This window comes from Halioglobus sp. Uisw_031, assembly GCF_047729875.1.
Lineage (GTDB): Bacteria > Pseudomonadota > Gammaproteobacteria > Pseudomonadales > Halieaceae > Marimicrobium.
The window spans coordinates 2,975,205-2,991,409 of sequence record NZ_CP159826.1 but is presented as its reverse complement, the minus strand read 5'-3'; the positions used below and the strand labels follow the sequence as shown (position 1 = coordinate 2,991,409).

Genomic DNA, 16,205 nt, shown 5'->3' with positions numbered 1-16,205 from the left:
CTTTCTATCTTCATGCTGAACACTTAATGTTTTTATATACGCCAAGGCCCTCGTCTATTTATGCCCGACCCTAAAAAGCTCATTGTGGTCCTTGGTCCTCACCGCTCGGGGACCTCCCTGTGTGCGGCCGCCCTTGAGAGCCTCGGCGCAGATCTGCGGCTACCTGCGCATTACACCAATGACGAAAACCCAAGAGGCTTTTTCGAACACCCCGATATCGTGGACTTTAATGAAAGCCTGCTGAGCCATTTAGGTGGCAGCTGGGATAATCCATTGTTTTATGGGCCAACGGCGATTTTAGATGCCAATCTCTGTGAGTGGCGGGCTAGAGCGGGACGTTTATTCGAGGCTATTTATGGTGACGTGGAAGTCGCTGCTATCAAGGATCCCCGCTTCTGTCAGCTTTTCGATTTTTGGAAGCCGGTCTTTCTCGAAGCCGGTTACAGTGATCGCGATATCTTCATTATCCATATTTTTCGTGACCCGACTGAAGTTGCTTTGTCGCAGCAACATCGAGCTCAGGATAACCCCGTCTACTATGAAATCGGAGGACGTCTGGTTGAGGGCGCTGCACTGTGGCTATCACTGACCGCCCAAGCACTCGCTCAGACGGCGACACTCAATAGCTGTTTCGTTGATTATCTGGACTTAGTGACCAGCCCCGAGCTTGTGGTTAAAAAGATTGCCGATTTTTTGGGCGCAATACCCGATCAAGTGCAGCTCAAACACTTTTGCGAGAACTTTGTTGATTCTTCACTGCGCCGCAGTGTTGCTGATGGGGATGCGACAGAGCTGCTTGCGCACGAATTCCCTCAAGTCATGGCGTTTAATGCTGCTGTAAAGGTACTGCTCGGTAATCAATCCAACGTGCAGCAGGACATAGAGCAAGCTCTAGCACTGTATCACGCAACAGACACGCAGCTGGCAATCTCACTTTCGATGACGCCTGCCCTATCTCGACTTAGCGAGCGCAGTCGCAGTGATAAGCTAGAAGCGGAGCAGCGAGCAGACATAATCTTAGACCTTGGTGCCCAAATTACTGAACACGTGTCGGTTGTTACGCCGTTGCGTGACGAAATTATACAGCTCGAAGCTGGAATGGAAAGCCAGCGCTCCGAAATAGAAAGCCAGCGCTCCGAAATAGAAAGCCAGCGCTCCGAAACTGAAACCTTGCACTCTATGATGGCAGAGCTGCGCACGGGTATTCTAGAGCTCGAACATATCATTGGTGCAATGCAGGCCTCCACTTCATGGAGACTGACAAAATCAGTGCGTGCGGTGGGAAATTTTCGAAAGAGAATGCGTGAGCGAGCATCAAAAATTATCGTAAGATTCAGGGTGCGTTCAATATACCAATACCAACGAATGAGTGTGCGACACCCGCGCTTCGCTTGGGTGTCTAGATCTGCTCTACGCCCGATATTTCGGGCGATGAACAACTTTGCCAATCAAAATAGTGAAGATTTTATCGACAGGCGTTTCAACGGATCGGTGAAAGCCATGCTCTACCAGCAGGGTGAGCCCTCAGATGTTTTCCAGCCGTTAATCAGTATTGTCGTGCCCAACTTTAACCATGAAAAGTATCTTCCACTGAGATTAGATTCTATTTATGCGCAGACCTACCAGAACTTCGAGGTGATTTTACTTGATGATGCGTCAACTGATCGCAGTGTTGATGTTTTGACTCGTTACCAAAAATCACACCCCCACAATACTAGACTTCTCGTTAATGAGAAGAACTCCGGAGGCGTTTTCCATCAGTGGACAAAAGGACTTAAGCTCGCACAAGGGGATATTATCTGGATCGCTGAAAGCGACGATTGGTGTAGTGATAATTTTCTCGAGACATTGACGCCATTTTTTGAGAACGAAGCGGTACAGCTTGCCTATAGTCGAACAGTCTTTATGGATGCCTCGAGTGGTGAGCCACAGTGGTCAATTAATGAATATCTGTATGATATTGATCCGCAAAGATGGGCGGCGCCTATCATTGAGACCGCTAATAAAATCGTAGCAGAAGCCTTCGCCATTAAAAATATTATCCCGAATGCGAGCTCAGCTATCTTTAGAAACCCAGGGGCAATGGAGTTGTTAGAGGATCACAGTTGGCAGAATATGCGGACGTGTGGAGACTGGATTTTCTATCTTCATTTGATTCGGGGCGGCGTGCTAGCGTATTCTCCTGCTGCGTCTAATTACTATCGTATTCATGACGGAAACACATCAGTAAAATCTCATGATGATGATGTTTTTTACGCAGAACACGAGATTGTTGCGAGAACAGTTCAGCAATATTACCGAGTAAGTGCTGATGTGTTCATGCGTCAAAAGGAGAATTTAATTGCGCATTGGAGGGAGACGCGTCCTTTCTTTTCTGAAGATGCTTTTGAGGCATGCTATAGCCTGTCGAGGATTAAATCCGCAGCGACTTGTAGATCCCCTAACCTATTAATGGCGGGTTACGGATTCTGTAGCGGTGGCGGAGAGACCTTCCCCGTAGAACTTGCCAATTTAATGAAAGCGGCAGGTTATAACGTTACATATTTCGACTGTGCACAAGAACCAAGGAATCAAGGCGTTCGAAGAAAATTACGCAGGGATATCCCGATTGTCTCCGACATTCCGCATTTAGAGAAAATCGTTTCGGATTTTGGCATTGATTTAATCCATTCACACCATGCCTGGGTTGACAGTACAATCCTCGATATTTTGCCAGAAGAGGGCGACTTTAAGACAATTGTAACGCTGCATGGGATGTATGAAACGATCAACAGTGTTGATTTAAAATTCATATTGCCCCGTCTCGTTAAGAGAAGCAGCCGCCTCATTTATGTCGCAGAGAAAAACGTATCTGCTTTGACTGCTCATAAGTGGAACGATGAAAAGAAATTGGTACGGATAGAGAATGCGCTATCTGTTGGCGAATTGGAGCCGGTATCACGCAGCGATTTAGGTATATCAGAGGACGCTTTCGTGCTCGTGCTGATTAGCCGGGCAATGGAAGATAAAGGCTGGCAGGAGGCCGTCGACATCGTGTCTGCTGCCAGAGTGCAATCTGCAAAGGATATTCATTTAGTGCTGGTAGGGGATGGGCCTGAATATGATCGGTTAGGCCCTCTGCAACTCCCACCGTTTATTCATTTGGAAGGCTTCCAAGGCAACGTTCGCGGATATTTTTCATGTTCTGACATGGGGATTCTCCCCTCAAAGTTTCGTGGTGAGAGCTTTCCCATGGTGATCATTGAGTGTCTTCAGGCTGGTAGGCCAATTGTGGCCAGCGCTCTCGGCGATATTCCTTACATGTTGAGCGGCGCGGATGGCCCGGCCGGAATTTTAGTTGAGTTGGATGGCTTTGAGATAAATGTCTCTTTGTGGGCTGAGAAAATTGCGCATCTTGCTTCGGATAAGATCGCGTGTGAATCACTTCAGTCTAGAGTTTTCAGCGCAGTACAAAAATTCGATTCAGGGGTAATGACAAGAAAGTATGATGAGGTTTATCGATCAGTTTTAGATGAGCCCGTGTTATGACGGGAAAGTGGTAGATTCTGAATTTTAGCGGTAGGCGGATGTGAAAAAACTAATATGACATATTGGTATCGGCTAAAACTGGCACAGTGTATTGCAAAATTTTAGGCTTTAGCCTGATATCATTCGAGGCAGACATGGCGCGCATTATATGTCCCGAGTTTTAGTGCTAGGTCGCTAGATGACGGTTTGCCATCGTGCAGCAGTTTTAGAGCGCTTCGTAAAGAATTTTAATGATCATGTCTGTGATGGGCGATTTATCAATGAGGTGGTCTATAGACATGCATTTCTACGGTCGATTCGCGATGGTTTCGTCAAAGATTAAGACACCTTGAGCGCTGCAGTAGTCAGTTTTCGTGCCGCGATTTTTAATCGACGTATGCTCGCCTGCATATTTACCGGGCTTGCTTCAGGTATGCCGCTCTACGTGCTCTTTCAACTGGTCCCTGCCTGGCTCAGTGACGGTGGCGTGTCTCTAGCAGAGATAGGGCTATTCTCGCTGATTGGATTGCCCTATACGATAAAGTTTCTTTGGGCGCCGTTTTTAGATCGCTTTGTGCCACCCTTTTTGGGCAGACGCAGAGGCTGGATGTTGATAACCCAGGTCTTTTTGCTGTTTTCAATTGGCGCTATGGGCATGTTTAATCCGGAGCAGTCCACCAAGTTGATCGCGGCGCTGGCGCTGGTCGTTGCGTTTTTCAGCGCCAGTCAGGATGTGGTTTTAGACGCTTACAGACGTGAAATTTTGTCGGATGACGAGTTAGGGTTAGGCAGTTCTCTCCACGTGCAAGCCTATCGTATCTCCAGCCTGGTGCCCGGATCATTGTCACTTATCTTGGCGGATATCCTGCCCTGGTCCAGCGTTTTTTGGATTACTGCTGGCTTCATGCTGGTCGGCATCATAATGAGCCTGGTGGTGTCTGAGCCTGAGTCCGAAAAACCAGCGGCACTGGGAATGCGGCAGGCTCTGTCCGCGCCGTTTTTTGAGTATCTAGGGCGTCGAGGCTGGTCGGGAGTGATATTGGTGCTGTGCTTTATGTTCCTTTATAAGCTCGGTGACAGCATGGCCACAGCCTTAACCATGCCATTTTATCTTGAGATGGGGTTCACCAAGACAGAGATTGGTTTGGTGGCGAAGAATGCCGCTCTGTGGCCATCAATTATTGGTGGTTTGGTGGGTGGTCTGATTATGCTGCGAGTCGGGATAAATCGCGCCCTGTGGATGTTTGGTGGGGTGCAGATGGCCAGTATTCTGGGGTTTGCTCTGCTTGCTAGCTCGGAGCCAGACCTGTGGCTCCTAGCGTTAGTGATCGCCTTCGAGTACCTCGGTGTCGGAATGGGTACCGCCGCCTTTACCGCTTTTATCGCGCGTGAAACGAGCAAGACGTATGCGGCAACACAATTTGCTCTTTTTACGGCGCTTGCGGCAGTGCCCCGGACATTGGTCAATGGGACTACGGGTATCATTGTTGAGAACATTGGATGGGTTGACTTCTTCTTGCTGTGTACCTCTCTGGCCGTTCCGGGGATGCTATTGTTGATCTGGGTGGCTCCGTGGGCAGGTCAAAAGTCCGCGGTGCTTGTTGAGCGGTAAAACGCCCGGGTGACTGTTATTGTCCCCCAGCTAATGTCTACAGAACATGCTAGGGTAAGTGGTCTAAAACAGAGTTGCCATGTTGATTGTAAATAGGTAAAAATACAGCAGCGAAGCCGCTTGCAGCATTCATTAGAGGTGCAAGAAATATGAACGTGTATTGTTCATCTAGACGAAATGGATATTTATAAATGCCGGAGCGTGCGGTACATGATTTGAACTCTGAATTGCCGGCGCGGCTGATTGCTGTCCTTGGAATGCATCGAAGCGGTACCAGTTACTTGGCCGGCTCACTGCAGGAGGCGGGTTTGATTTTGGGCGACTGTCACACATGGAATAAGCACAACGAAAAAGGCAATCGAGAGAATCAGAAATTCGTTGATTTGCATGATGCAATTCTGGAAGCCAACGCAGGGGCTTGGGATACGCCGCCTGCTAGGGTCGTTTGGAGTAATGAGCATATAGCCCGCGCCAAGGCGCTTCTGGCAGAGCATGCAGGTGCGCCAAATTTTGGATTTAAGGATCCACGAACGTTACTCGTCTTGGATGGATGGAGACATCTTTATCCATCGATAGAGCTGATCGGAATTTATCGCCACCCCAATGCTGTTGCAAAGTCGCTAGAAAAACGCAGCAGCAAGAGCCGTGAAGAATCCCTAAAGTTATGGTATTCCTACAATAAGGCTCTCTTTGATGAGTATAAAAGGAATAAATTCTCTATTTTGAATTTCGATAATGATGAGGCAGACTTGGATGAGAAGATGTTAGGTGCTGCCGCTAAAATGGGTCTTGAAAATAAAAATGAAGAAGAAAAGTTTTATACAGCAGAGCTCAGGCATAACGACGGAGCCGGCGGGCCGTCTCTTCCATGGAAAGTCAGCCGTTTGTATAAAAAACTAAAAAAATCCGGACGTTGATTTGTGGCACTTCAATGCTAAATCGTATACGGCGGGGCATTAGACGCGTTATGCGTAGTAAAAAAGATTACGATAAAATCGTCGTCAGCTTTGTAGTGGTTGTCTACGATATGCCACTACAAGCCCAGAATACTGTCCGGTCGCTACTTCCTGATTATCAGCGAGGTGCGTGCCCTGCTGACTATGAGGTTGTGATCGTCGAAAATGAGTCGACGAATACAATGTCTCGCGATTTCATTAATACGTTGCCCTCGAACTTTTCTTACCATCTACGAAAGGAAGATCAGCCAACACCTATTTATGCCATCAGCTATGGCATCGAAAAAGCGAGGGGTAAGAATATCTGTGTGATGATAGATGGCGCTCGCCTCGTGACTCCAGGTGTAGTCAATAATATGGTTCGTGGACATCGGCTCGCAACGTGCGCAATGGTAACGGTTCCAGGGTATCACCTGGGCGTTGAGTTGCAGCAGAAATCAGTGGGCAGTGGTTACGATGTCGAGCAGGAGCGGGTCTTGATGGATTCGATATCCTGGCCTGATAACGGCTATAGACTCTTTGAGATATCCTGCTTTAGTGGTTCTTCTGCCCATGGGTTTTATTTATCTCATAGCGAGAGTAATTGTATTAGTATGCCTCGAGGCGTGTGGAGTGATCTTGGCGGCTTCGATGCGAAGTTTGATATGCGAGGAGGTGGGCTTGTGAACCTCGATCTGTATAAGCGCGCTTGCGAATACCCGGGAATGACTCATGTCTTTTTGCAAGGGGAGGGGACGTTCCATCAGTTTCATGGAGGCGTCACTACTGGTGGAGATGAATTTCAAGAGAGAGAAAAGTTTGTTCATGCCATCAAAGCACAGTACGAAAAAATTCGCGGAGAGAAATTTTCTGTGCCTGAAACTCATCCGGTCTATCTGGGTGAATTGTCTAATGAGGTGCTAGAGTATGTGCGGTTTTCTGCGACAAGAAAGTTAGATAGATTGAGAGATGCCGCAAATAAATAACATATGTCGGCCTGGAATGTGGCCACAAAAGAGGTTGAGAACAATTTATGGATAATACGATATATTTCCCGCCATCACTTCAGCGGTTTGAGCCCAAGCGAATGGTTTTTAGTACTTGGGTTGACCATTTGCCCTTTGCATATGACCTGGTCGCTGCCATTCGTCCTGAATTAATAGTTGAACTTGGCGTCTATAATGGATTGTCTTTTTTCACATTTTGTCAGTCCATGGTTGAACATGACATTGATGGCGTGGCCTACGGTGTCGACTGTTGGGAAGGTGACGATCATACCGATGCGTATGATGATTCTATATACACTGACGTTAGTGATCATGCGCGAGAGTACTACCGCGGGAATTCCTATCTTTTACGTATGTTCTTCAATGAGGCGCTGCAGCACTTTAATGAGAACTCCTTGGACTTATTGCATATCGACGGTTTGCATACCTACGATGCAGTTAAAGAGGATTTCACTAATTGGTACCCTAAGGTGAAGCCTGGTGGCATTGTTCTGTTTCACGATGTTATGGCTAAAATCAAGGACTTTGGGGCGTGGAAGTATTTTGAAGAGCTCGAAAAAGAACATGACGAGGTGTTCAAATTTAATCATGGGTTTGGTCTGGGAGTGATTAGGAAGCCAGGTGGCGAACCCAGCAGTGAGCCGCTGCTGAATCTTCTTTTTTCAAAAGACGAAGAGACACAAAAGCGGTTGCGGCAGTTTTATGTGCATGCCGGACTATTTTTGGAGGCTCGTCGTCAGGCCGCTTTTTTCCGCCAGTCCCGCAAAGGGAATAAGAAAGGCGGACAGGGCAAAGGAAAGCTGGCGGCAGAGGGCGATGGTTAGGCCCTCTCGCTGCATTGGCTTGTCGCCTGCAGTAGGTTGTGGCATTTGACAGCACTTTAGGGAGTGTGCAGGATAAACACATGAACGCTTATCACAAACTTCTGAATCAGGCAGAACAACTCGTCCAGGAAGGCAACTATCGATCTGCCATTGCATTGTTGGAAACGGCGGGAAGGTACGATGATCCTGCGCTGGCGCAGCGACTGGTTGAGTTGCGTATACAGGGGTATCCTGAAATGGAATGGCCACAACCCCACGGTAATTGGCCCCCTGTTCACGACAACCGGTTTGGATCGGTAGAAGGCTTTCCTGAGATTGGGGCGGGTGACCTCGACGCGGATGCCCTGAAGGCCGGTATTTTTGGTAAGGGCGGTCTGATTGTGCGGGGGTTAATGGATTCTGCTCGAATTAAAACGATGCGGGAAAACATCGACCGCGTGTTACAGGCCAGAATTGACGTTTCTCAGGGCGCAGAGTCAGACGCGGACAGTAACCCTTGGTACCGGAGATGCGCCAGCGTGCAGGGAGGGCCTGCTCAGTTTCGTGGGGGTGAGCGCTACACCAATGTCGGTTCGGTGTGGAGTGTTGATAGTCCTCCTGTAACGTTTCAGCTGATTGAGTATTATCGCGAGATCGGTCTTCCCGCGCTACTGACCGGCTATTTTGGAGAAGATCCGGTGCTTTCTGTACGCAAATGGGTGGTCCGTTGCGCAGCGCCAAACAATGGTGCTTCTTCAGGCTGGCACCAGGACGGTTACTTTCTTGGGGATGCCTCGTCCATCAGAACGGCAAACTTGTGGATCGCGCTCACAGACTGTGGCGGTGATGCCGATGCACCGGGATTGGAAATCATCGGGGGGGGGGAAAGAAAGATACATGAGACAGGCACTCATGGATCTCCTTTTAATTGGACAGTGGGCCAGGGCCTTGTGGACGAGATAACGCAGACCAACCCTGTGCAGTGCCCCAGATTCAGCGCGGGAGATGCACTTTTCTTTGACCACTTTAATCTACATCGCACGGGCTTTGGCTTAAGTCATACGAATAATCGTTATGCGATAGAATCTTGGTTTTTCGCGGGGTCAACGGCGCCGTTAAAGCAGCAACCGGTGGTCTTCTAGCGTCACCGAGACGATATGTCCGCGCTTGTTGTGTCTGTTTTTGTGGTTGGCGAAATGTCTGTTGCATTGAGTCGGCGACGCCAGTGACGCCCGCGAGTTTAGTGAGTTTCAGCTATGGAAGCGTATGTATGACAATTAAAAGTGCGTGTCCTGATGGTGCAGACGGACTCGACGCCTATCGCGAGGTGCTCGAGCAGGTTGAGACACTGACTAAGGCCGGCGATTATGATGCGGGTATCGCCCTGTTACAACCGATAGCGCGGGCTAGCGGCAGTGAGGAATTGATGCGGCGCCTGATTGAGTTGCGGGTAGAGGCTTTTCCCGCAATGGCCGATAACATTACGCTTGAGCCTATGTATGAGGCAAACGAATTATTGGGCAATACCACTGCACTGCGCGCTCGGATGGCGTCAGACGGCTACCTGTTTCTCCGTAATATTGTCCCTACGCAACGGTTAGAACAACTTAGGCATGAGATCACAGAAATTCTTGCCGAGCTGGGGTGGATTGAAGGCGGACGGAATCGAATGAGCGCCAAGGCACTATGCCGGCCGCGCAGGGAGGGCAGCCCCAAGTTTTTTCAAGCACACGACCGCATCGTAAAACTTGAATCCTTTCATAGCCTGGCGCATGAAATCAATGTGATAAACGTCATGCGACAGGCGCTAGGCGAGAGCGCTTTCCCTCAGCCTCTGAGTATTGTCAGGCTCATATTTCCTGATAGCCCAGAACTGGCTACGCCACCGCATCAAGACTTTCCTAACAATCAGGGCACTCCAAATTTGACTGCGGCATGGATGCCATTGGCGGATTGTGCGGTCAAGGATGGATCTTTGGCAATTATGGAGGGCTCACATAAGTATGGTGTGCTCCCTTTAACCTTTCACTTGGGCGCCGGTAATCGACGTGCTGTGCTCAGTAAAGAAGTGCTGAAATGTCGCTGGGTGGGTGCGGATTTCAGAGCCGGGGATATCGTGCTCTTCCAATCAATGACCGTTCACAAGGCTATGGAAAATCACAATCTCGAGCATATGCGTCTGTCCGTAGACTTTCGCTATCAACTGGAGGGCGAAGCGCTTACCGAGGGCTGTCTCCAGCCTCATTTTAATCGTTTTAGTTGGGAAGAGGTCTACAAAGATTGGACGTCAGATGCATTCAAATATTATTGGCTGAACAAGGACTATGTCGAAGCTCACTGGGACAAGGCCTTACATGAGCTGCCTGAAGGCCATGTTGACGAAGCCTATGAGCAACAGCTGGCCTACAATATCGCTTTGACGCGCCGGAAAGACTGCGCTACTGATAAAAATGAGGGCTAGCAGTGCTGGTGTTAAGCGGCACTATTGCCGTCGAAAAGGTCTGCATGTTGGCGCTCACCAGGCGATAGGTATTTGATTCTTTGGAAAGCTTGATGCGCCAAAAAACCAGGTTTCGACTGCATACCGCAGTTTGGTGAAGTCGGGTCGATATTGAGTTCTGTGTAGATAAAAATGATCGAAGAAAAATACATCGCCGGCACTGAACGTGGGTGCTAGTGGTTGGCTATTGACAAGACGACTGGACACCTGTGAATCACTAACTGACCAGTCGAATTGGGCCCCCGCCGCAGAGGCAATTTTATTGAGCCGCTGTGGTACAACATCCATACTAGGCGCGCCTGTTGTGCCGCCGCATTCATTCAGTGGCATCCACATATTCAGGCTATTGAGATTAGTCCCCATAAATGCGCCATCTTGGTGCCAACCCGCCTCTGCAACCGGCAGTTTGGAGCGCCTTAAAACCCACTTTTTGACAGAGAGACATGGCGGTTCGCCGAGGTACAGTCCGATCAGCTCTTTTAGGCCGTGTGCTTCGTACAGCTGTAACAATGCCTCTGCGACACTCGGGGCTTCGACACACATAGCTGATCCAGACTCGCGGTGAAAGCTCCTTGTATTGCCAAGCTCTCTATCCTTCTTTGGCATGATGGTTCTGAGGTTGCCGGGTGGATTGTAGTAGGTATTAATGCCCGGAGTTAAAGTCGAGTCTGAACAAGCGTCGATGACGCTGTCCGCAGCCTTGATGAGTGTATCCATAGATGTTTTAGAAAAGAGGTTGCGGACGATGAGTGCGCCATGCTCGGAGATTCCCGCACGTAGGCTATCTATGGTGAGCTCATTCGCAGTGATTTCTGGCACGCAGCGCTCGGCAGGTATCGGAGGTTCATGCTGCTCGCTCACGATGAGTGAGGGGTGAGCAGCAGCTTCACGCGCCCGATATGACTCAATCCGAGTGCTAATCCTGGCACAGTCGGACGCTATATTGCGAGATTCAAGGTCTACTGTAGTAAGTTCAAAAGCACTCATAAGTCTCTTTGATCACCAAAAGCTATCAAAATTGTATTCGATTTGTTTTGTCGAGTCGATAACTGCGCAAGCACATGGACTAATTTATGGTGAATCAATGCAAAAAGTCAGGAGAAAACGGTTTATCCGGAAACGCGGTGAATGCAGTACAATAATGCACATCAATCTATAAATTAGTGGTTACACACTGTGTTTAATCTGTCAGGGCTGATGGTACTTGCGCGACACCTGATACTCGCAATTGGATTCTCCTCAATTGTAGCCAATACCGGTTCCGCCAACACGGAGGAATTCACATTACCGAATCTCGGTGAATCCAGCACTAGCATGTTTTCATCCGAATTCGAGTACCAGTTAGGCCGTGCCTGGTTGCGAGCTTTTCGCGGTCAAGTCCCCACCATAGATGATCCCTTGTTGTTTGATTACGTAGAAAATCTTATCTATATGCTGGTCAGTCATTCTAGATTAGAGGATCGACGCATAGATCTGGTCATCGTCGACAATCCGACAATGAATGCCTTTGCTGTTCCCGGCGGCGTGATAGGCATTCACAACGGGCTACTTCTATGGGCCGAGACGGAAGACGAATTTGCCACTGTGTTGGCGCATGAAATCGCTCACTTGAGCCAACGTCACTTCTCGCGCGGAGTAGAGTATCAACAAAAATTACAGCCTTTGACCCTCGCCGCTATGTTGGCGAGTTTTGTGTTGATGGCAACCACTGGTGCAGACGTGGGTATGGCGGCTTTGTCGGCAACACAGGCGGCTGCGCAGAATTCGGCGCTGAGTTACAGTCGAAGTAATGAGCAAGAAGCTGACCGCGTTGGTATGCAAACGATAATAGATGCGGATATGGACCCGCACGCAGCGCCTGTGATGTTTGAGCGTATGCTGCGCACAACGCGGTATTCAGCCAGCGAACAGATGCCCGAATTTCTTCGTTCTCATCCCCTGTCCGAAAATCGTATTGCCGATACACGCAATCGCGCGAGGAAATATCCCAAAAAAGTGCGCGATCCAGACCTGAATTATCAATTGATGCGGGCCCGCGTTATCACTGAGCTGTCCGAAACCCCAGTTCTGGCGGTAGCCAGATTTCAGGGAGAGCTGGACGGCACACCCTATTCACGCGAAGCCGCTACCTATGGGCTGGTTCTTGCGCTGACGGCTTCTGGGCGTGCTGATGAGGCTGGGGTGGAGCTGGACTCCATTTGGTCAAACAGTCCTGATCGTCTTGAATATATCATTGCCGATGCGGATATTGATATGGCACGTAATAAGCCAGATCAGGCCGCAAAGAAATTGGCTCGCAGGTTAGCGGTCTCCCCGGGCAATCATCCGCTGACCATGAGCTACGCCAGAGCATTGATGAAAAATCAACAGCCACATATCGCCGCCGAAGTACTAGTGAAGCAGAGCAAGCGCTGGCCCGATGATCCCAGTCTTTGGTATCTGCTTGCAGAGGTACAGGGTTTGTCCGGCAATATTGCAGAGCTGCATCAATCTCGGGCGGAGTATTTTATTCTCAAGGGGTCTTTGGGCGACGCTAAAAAACAACTTACCTATGCGTTGAAATTAACTCAGGGCAACTACTTGGTTTCAGCTAAGATTCATCAGCGTCTGGTGGATGTCGCCAGAATGCAGGAGCGTATGGAGGAGTTTTAAATTCTCGCCGTAACTTCCCCAGGGACCAGGGCCTCAGGCGTTGCCTTTGACTGTGACCTGAAGCTCGCTGGCAAAGTCTAGCATGCGGCGCAAAGGAATCATGGCTTGCTCTCCGATAGCGGGATCGACACTTATCTCGTTATCGGCCCTCTCAAATACCTGGGCCAGTGTTTCCAGATCATTCATTGCCATCCAGGGGCATTGGGCACAACTACGACAGCTGGCGCCTTCACCGGCCGTGGGCGCGATAATAAACTCTTTATCGGGTGCCTGCTGTTGCAGCTTATAAAATATACCTTGGTCGGTGGCTACAATGAAGCGCCTGTTGTTCATTTCACTTGCAGCCCGAATAATCTGTGTGGTTGAACCCACTCGATCGGCTAAGTCCACCACTGCAGCGGGTGATTCGGGATGCACCAGTACCGCGGCATCGGGATAGACTCGCTTCAAATCGGCGATACCGCGTGCCTTGAACTCTTCATGCACAATGCACGCGCCATCCCACATGAGCATATCGGCGCCGGTTTGTCGTTTTACGTAATCACCCAAATATTGGTCGGGCGCCCAGAGAATTTTTTCGCCCTGTTCTGTCAGATGTTCCACCACATCAAGGGCTATGCTTGAAGTGACGACCCAGTCGGCCCTGGCCTTCACTGCCGCTGAGGTATTGGCATACACAACAACTTTTCGCTCGGGATGCTGATCACAGAAAGCCGAAAATTCATCGATCGGGCAACCCAGATCCAAAGAGCAGGTTGCTTCCAATGTTGGCATCAGAACGCGTTTCTGGGGTGTAAGAATCTTGGCTGTTTCACCCATAAATTTGACGCCCGCGACCACGAGTGTGCTGGCGGGATGATCATGGCCAAAGCGTGCCATTTCGAGCGAATCCGAGACGCAACCACCGCTCTCTTCGGCCAGGGCCTGGATTGCCGGGGACGTATAATAATGCGCCACGATGACAGCATTCTCTTCCTGCAATCGGACTTTTATCTGGTTCTTAAGTGACTGTTCCTGTTCCGGTGTAAGCTGCTTTTGCTCGGCACGATCGAGATGGTACTGCACCTGATCCCGGATGGTTTTCAGTTTTTCGGAGGCAAGACTCATAGGTGGCTATTAAAGGCGGAAAAAACGAAACGCAATTCTAACATAAAATAAGCGGGTGTTAATTCCCCATCCCCCATAGAGACAAACTCATGGCGCAAATAGCTCGTGCAGTTGCCACAATACGACGACGCATTGAGCCGTGAATCGAGAGACTTGGAAAGGGCGTCGCCGCTTTGGTAATTTTCAATGAACATTTACTAGAGTTTCACTCATTAATTCCGTATAACCTTATGTTATTTAAAGAATAAGACGTTGGTTGCGTGACGGCTTCTGCGGTCCAAATGCGACTCACCAGCGCGCTGCCAATCGTCAGTGAACAAGTAGTTAGGGATTCAGAGTGGAACAGCACACAGTACTGATCATATCCGAGAACAAGGCGGACCACCTTATTCTTGCAGAATGCTTAGCGCGCGCTAAACCGGCGAGGTTCCAGCTTGCAGCCTCAGAAGCCATGGAGCGCCCACTCGAAGCGCTCCTGGATCCTATGATAGATGCCGTGATTATGGGTCATGGGGCTCAAACGGAATATTTATTACGCCTGGCCAACAAGAATAATGCCGCGGCCCCGCTTATTATGATGTTGGATGAGTCCGAGCAGGCTTCTTTTGGCCATTTGCGCGAACTGGGCGCCCAGGACTATCTTATCCGCGGGCAATTGCAGGATGCACTGGTGCACCGTATCCTCGATTACAACATTCAACTCAAGCAGGCTCGCGAGCAAATCCGGCACTTGTCCAATCGCGACACGCTTACCGGGGTGCTCAACCGGGTGGGTTTTCGTGCTCATTTGGAGCGTGCGATGGACCGCTCTAAACGGTATGGCTTCAACACAGCTCTGCTCTACATCAACATCGACCAGTTCACCAACATCAACGACAACTATGGCGAGTCTGATGGCGATGTCATGATCAAATCTATATCGCAACGTCTGGTCAATAAAATGCGCAGTACAGACAGCATAGCGCGGCTTGGTGGCGATGAGTTTGCGATTGTTCTCGAAGACGTGAATTCGACTGCCGATGTGGAGCTTATTACTGAGAAAATGCTCAAATCTATTTCCGCTCCGATGCTTCTCAGTGATCAGCAGGTGGCAGTAGAGGCGAGTATCGGTGTGGCGATTTATCCGGAAGACGGCGGTGAGTTTTCAGATCTGGTGGAACACGCCCGCAGCGCGATGCAGCAGGCTAAAAGCATCGAGGGTGGTCGTTTCGTCCGTTACTCCGAGAAGCTTGCCTTCGATGTCGGGGGAAATTCCTCCCTCACGGCAGAATTGCGCACGGCAGTGCGAAAAAATCAGTTTGAGCTGCATTACCAGCCTCGAATAGACCTCGCATCTGGGCATCTGGTGGGACTAGAGGCCTTACTGCGCTGGAATCATCCGGAGCGCGGCCTCCTGTTGCCCGTTGATTTCATGTCTGCCTGCGAGGATATGGGGCTTATGAAAGCCATCGGTTATCAAGTCATTCAGCACGCTTGCAATGCTCAGATCTGGCTAGAAGAACAAAATATGCAAAATGTGGATGTTGCAGTGAACATCTCATTTTCTCAGATCGAGGACGACCCTTTTGTTGAAATTGTCAAAGATATTATCGTGCGCAGCGGTGCAAACGGCTCGAAAATCGAGTTCGAATTAACGGAATCTACTATCTTGCAAAGCTCTGTAGAGATCAAGTCGCGCATGAACGAATTGCGAGAGCTCGGGATCTCCTTCTCACTGGATGATTTTGGCACCGGTTTTTCCCAGCTTAACCACCTTACGGAGTTGCCGATTTCTGCGTTGAAGATCGATGCCTGTTTCGTGCGCGACCTACCGCACAATGAAAACCAGGAAGCGGTCTGCTGTATGATCATTGAGATGGGGCGTCGACTGGGTTTGGTGGTCGTGGCAGAGGGCGCAGAAACGCATGAGCAAATCCAATTCCTACGTGATCACCATTGTCACCAGGTGCAGGGGTTCTATTATAGTCCGGCAATCCCGTTGCAGAATCTTCCGCGTTTTGTGCAAGAACACGGTGTGCTGCGTCGCGACCAATTGTTGTCCTAATCTATTCGAGCTAGTGGCAGGCGAGGTGATTTCCTCCG

General features: G+C 49.5%; 11 protein-coding genes. 9 read left to right on the top strand and 2 right to left on the bottom strand.

Annotation, left to right across the window (positions count from 1 at the left end):
• Positions 1–60 precede the first annotated feature (60 nt).
• From ABXT62_RS13490 to ABXT62_RS13460, 7 genes are all read left to right on the top strand, one after another.
• Entirely contained in the window at positions 61–3,528 is a 3,468-nt protein-coding gene (locus tag ABXT62_RS13490; protein WP_415355801.1) for a glycosyltransferase, read from the top strand.
• 328 nt (positions 3,529–3,856) lie between these two features.
• Positions 3,857–5,119, top strand: coding sequence for an AmpG family muropeptide MFS transporter (locus ABXT62_RS13485; protein ID WP_415355800.1), 1,263 nt, complete (start codon positions 3,857–3,859; stop codon positions 5,117–5,119).
• Between the two features lie 191 nt (positions 5,120–5,310).
• Positions 5,311–6,036, top strand: a complete 726-nt coding sequence (locus tag ABXT62_RS13480) for a hypothetical protein (RefSeq protein WP_415355799.1) — start codon at positions 5,311–5,313, stop codon at positions 6,034–6,036.
• A gap of 50 nt (positions 6,037–6,086) precedes the next feature.
• Complete coding sequence (locus ABXT62_RS13475) at positions 6,087–7,040, top strand: hypothetical protein (protein WP_415355798.1); 954 nt, start codon at positions 6,087–6,089, stop codon at positions 7,038–7,040.
• Between the two features lie 47 nt (positions 7,041–7,087).
• Positions 7,088–7,885 carry a class I SAM-dependent methyltransferase gene (locus tag ABXT62_RS13470; protein WP_415355797.1) on the top strand — a complete coding sequence of 266 codons (798 nt, stop codon included), beginning with the start codon at positions 7,088–7,090 and terminating at the stop codon, positions 7,883–7,885.
• 80 nt (positions 7,886–7,965) lie between these two features.
• Positions 7,966–9,006, top strand: a complete 1,041-nt coding sequence (locus ABXT62_RS13465; protein ID WP_415355796.1) for a phytanoyl-CoA dioxygenase family protein — start codon at positions 7,966–7,968, stop codon at positions 9,004–9,006.
• Between the two features lie 128 nt (positions 9,007–9,134).
• Complete coding sequence (locus ABXT62_RS13460; protein ID WP_415355795.1) at positions 9,135–10,325, top strand: phytanoyl-CoA dioxygenase family protein; 1,191 nt, start codon at positions 9,135–9,137, stop codon at positions 10,323–10,325.
• A 54-nt stretch (positions 10,326–10,379) separates the two neighbouring features.
• Here the strand turns inward: ABXT62_RS13460 and ABXT62_RS13455 are convergent, their stop codons facing one another.
• Positions 10,380–11,351 (bottom strand): hypothetical protein, encoded by a 972-nt coding sequence (locus tag ABXT62_RS13455; protein ID WP_415355794.1) that lies wholly within the window; start codon positions 11,349–11,351, stop codon positions 10,380–10,382.
• Between the two features lie 189 nt (positions 11,352–11,540).
• Here ABXT62_RS13455 and ABXT62_RS13450 point away from each other — a divergent pair, with 189 nt between their 5' ends.
• On the top strand, positions 11,541–13,016 hold the full coding sequence (locus ABXT62_RS13450) for a M48 family metalloprotease (protein ID WP_415355793.1): 1,476 nt from the start codon (positions 11,541–11,543) through the stop codon (positions 13,014–13,016).
• Between the two features lie 33 nt (positions 13,017–13,049).
• On the opposite strand, the gene nadA is transcribed toward ABXT62_RS13450, so the two are convergent.
• A complete protein-coding gene (gene nadA / locus ABXT62_RS13445; protein ID WP_415355792.1) occupies positions 13,050–14,123 on the bottom strand; it encodes a quinolinate synthase NadA in 1,074 nt (357 codons plus the stop codon).
• Between the two features lie 337 nt (positions 14,124–14,460).
• Between nadA and ABXT62_RS13440 the strand changes: the two genes are divergently transcribed.
• Positions 14,461–16,167: a putative bifunctional diguanylate cyclase/phosphodiesterase gene (locus ABXT62_RS13440; RefSeq protein WP_415355791.1), complete on the top strand. Its 1,707-nt coding sequence runs from the start codon at positions 14,461–14,463 to the stop codon at positions 16,165–16,167.
• Positions 16,168–16,205: the final 38 nt, after the last annotated feature.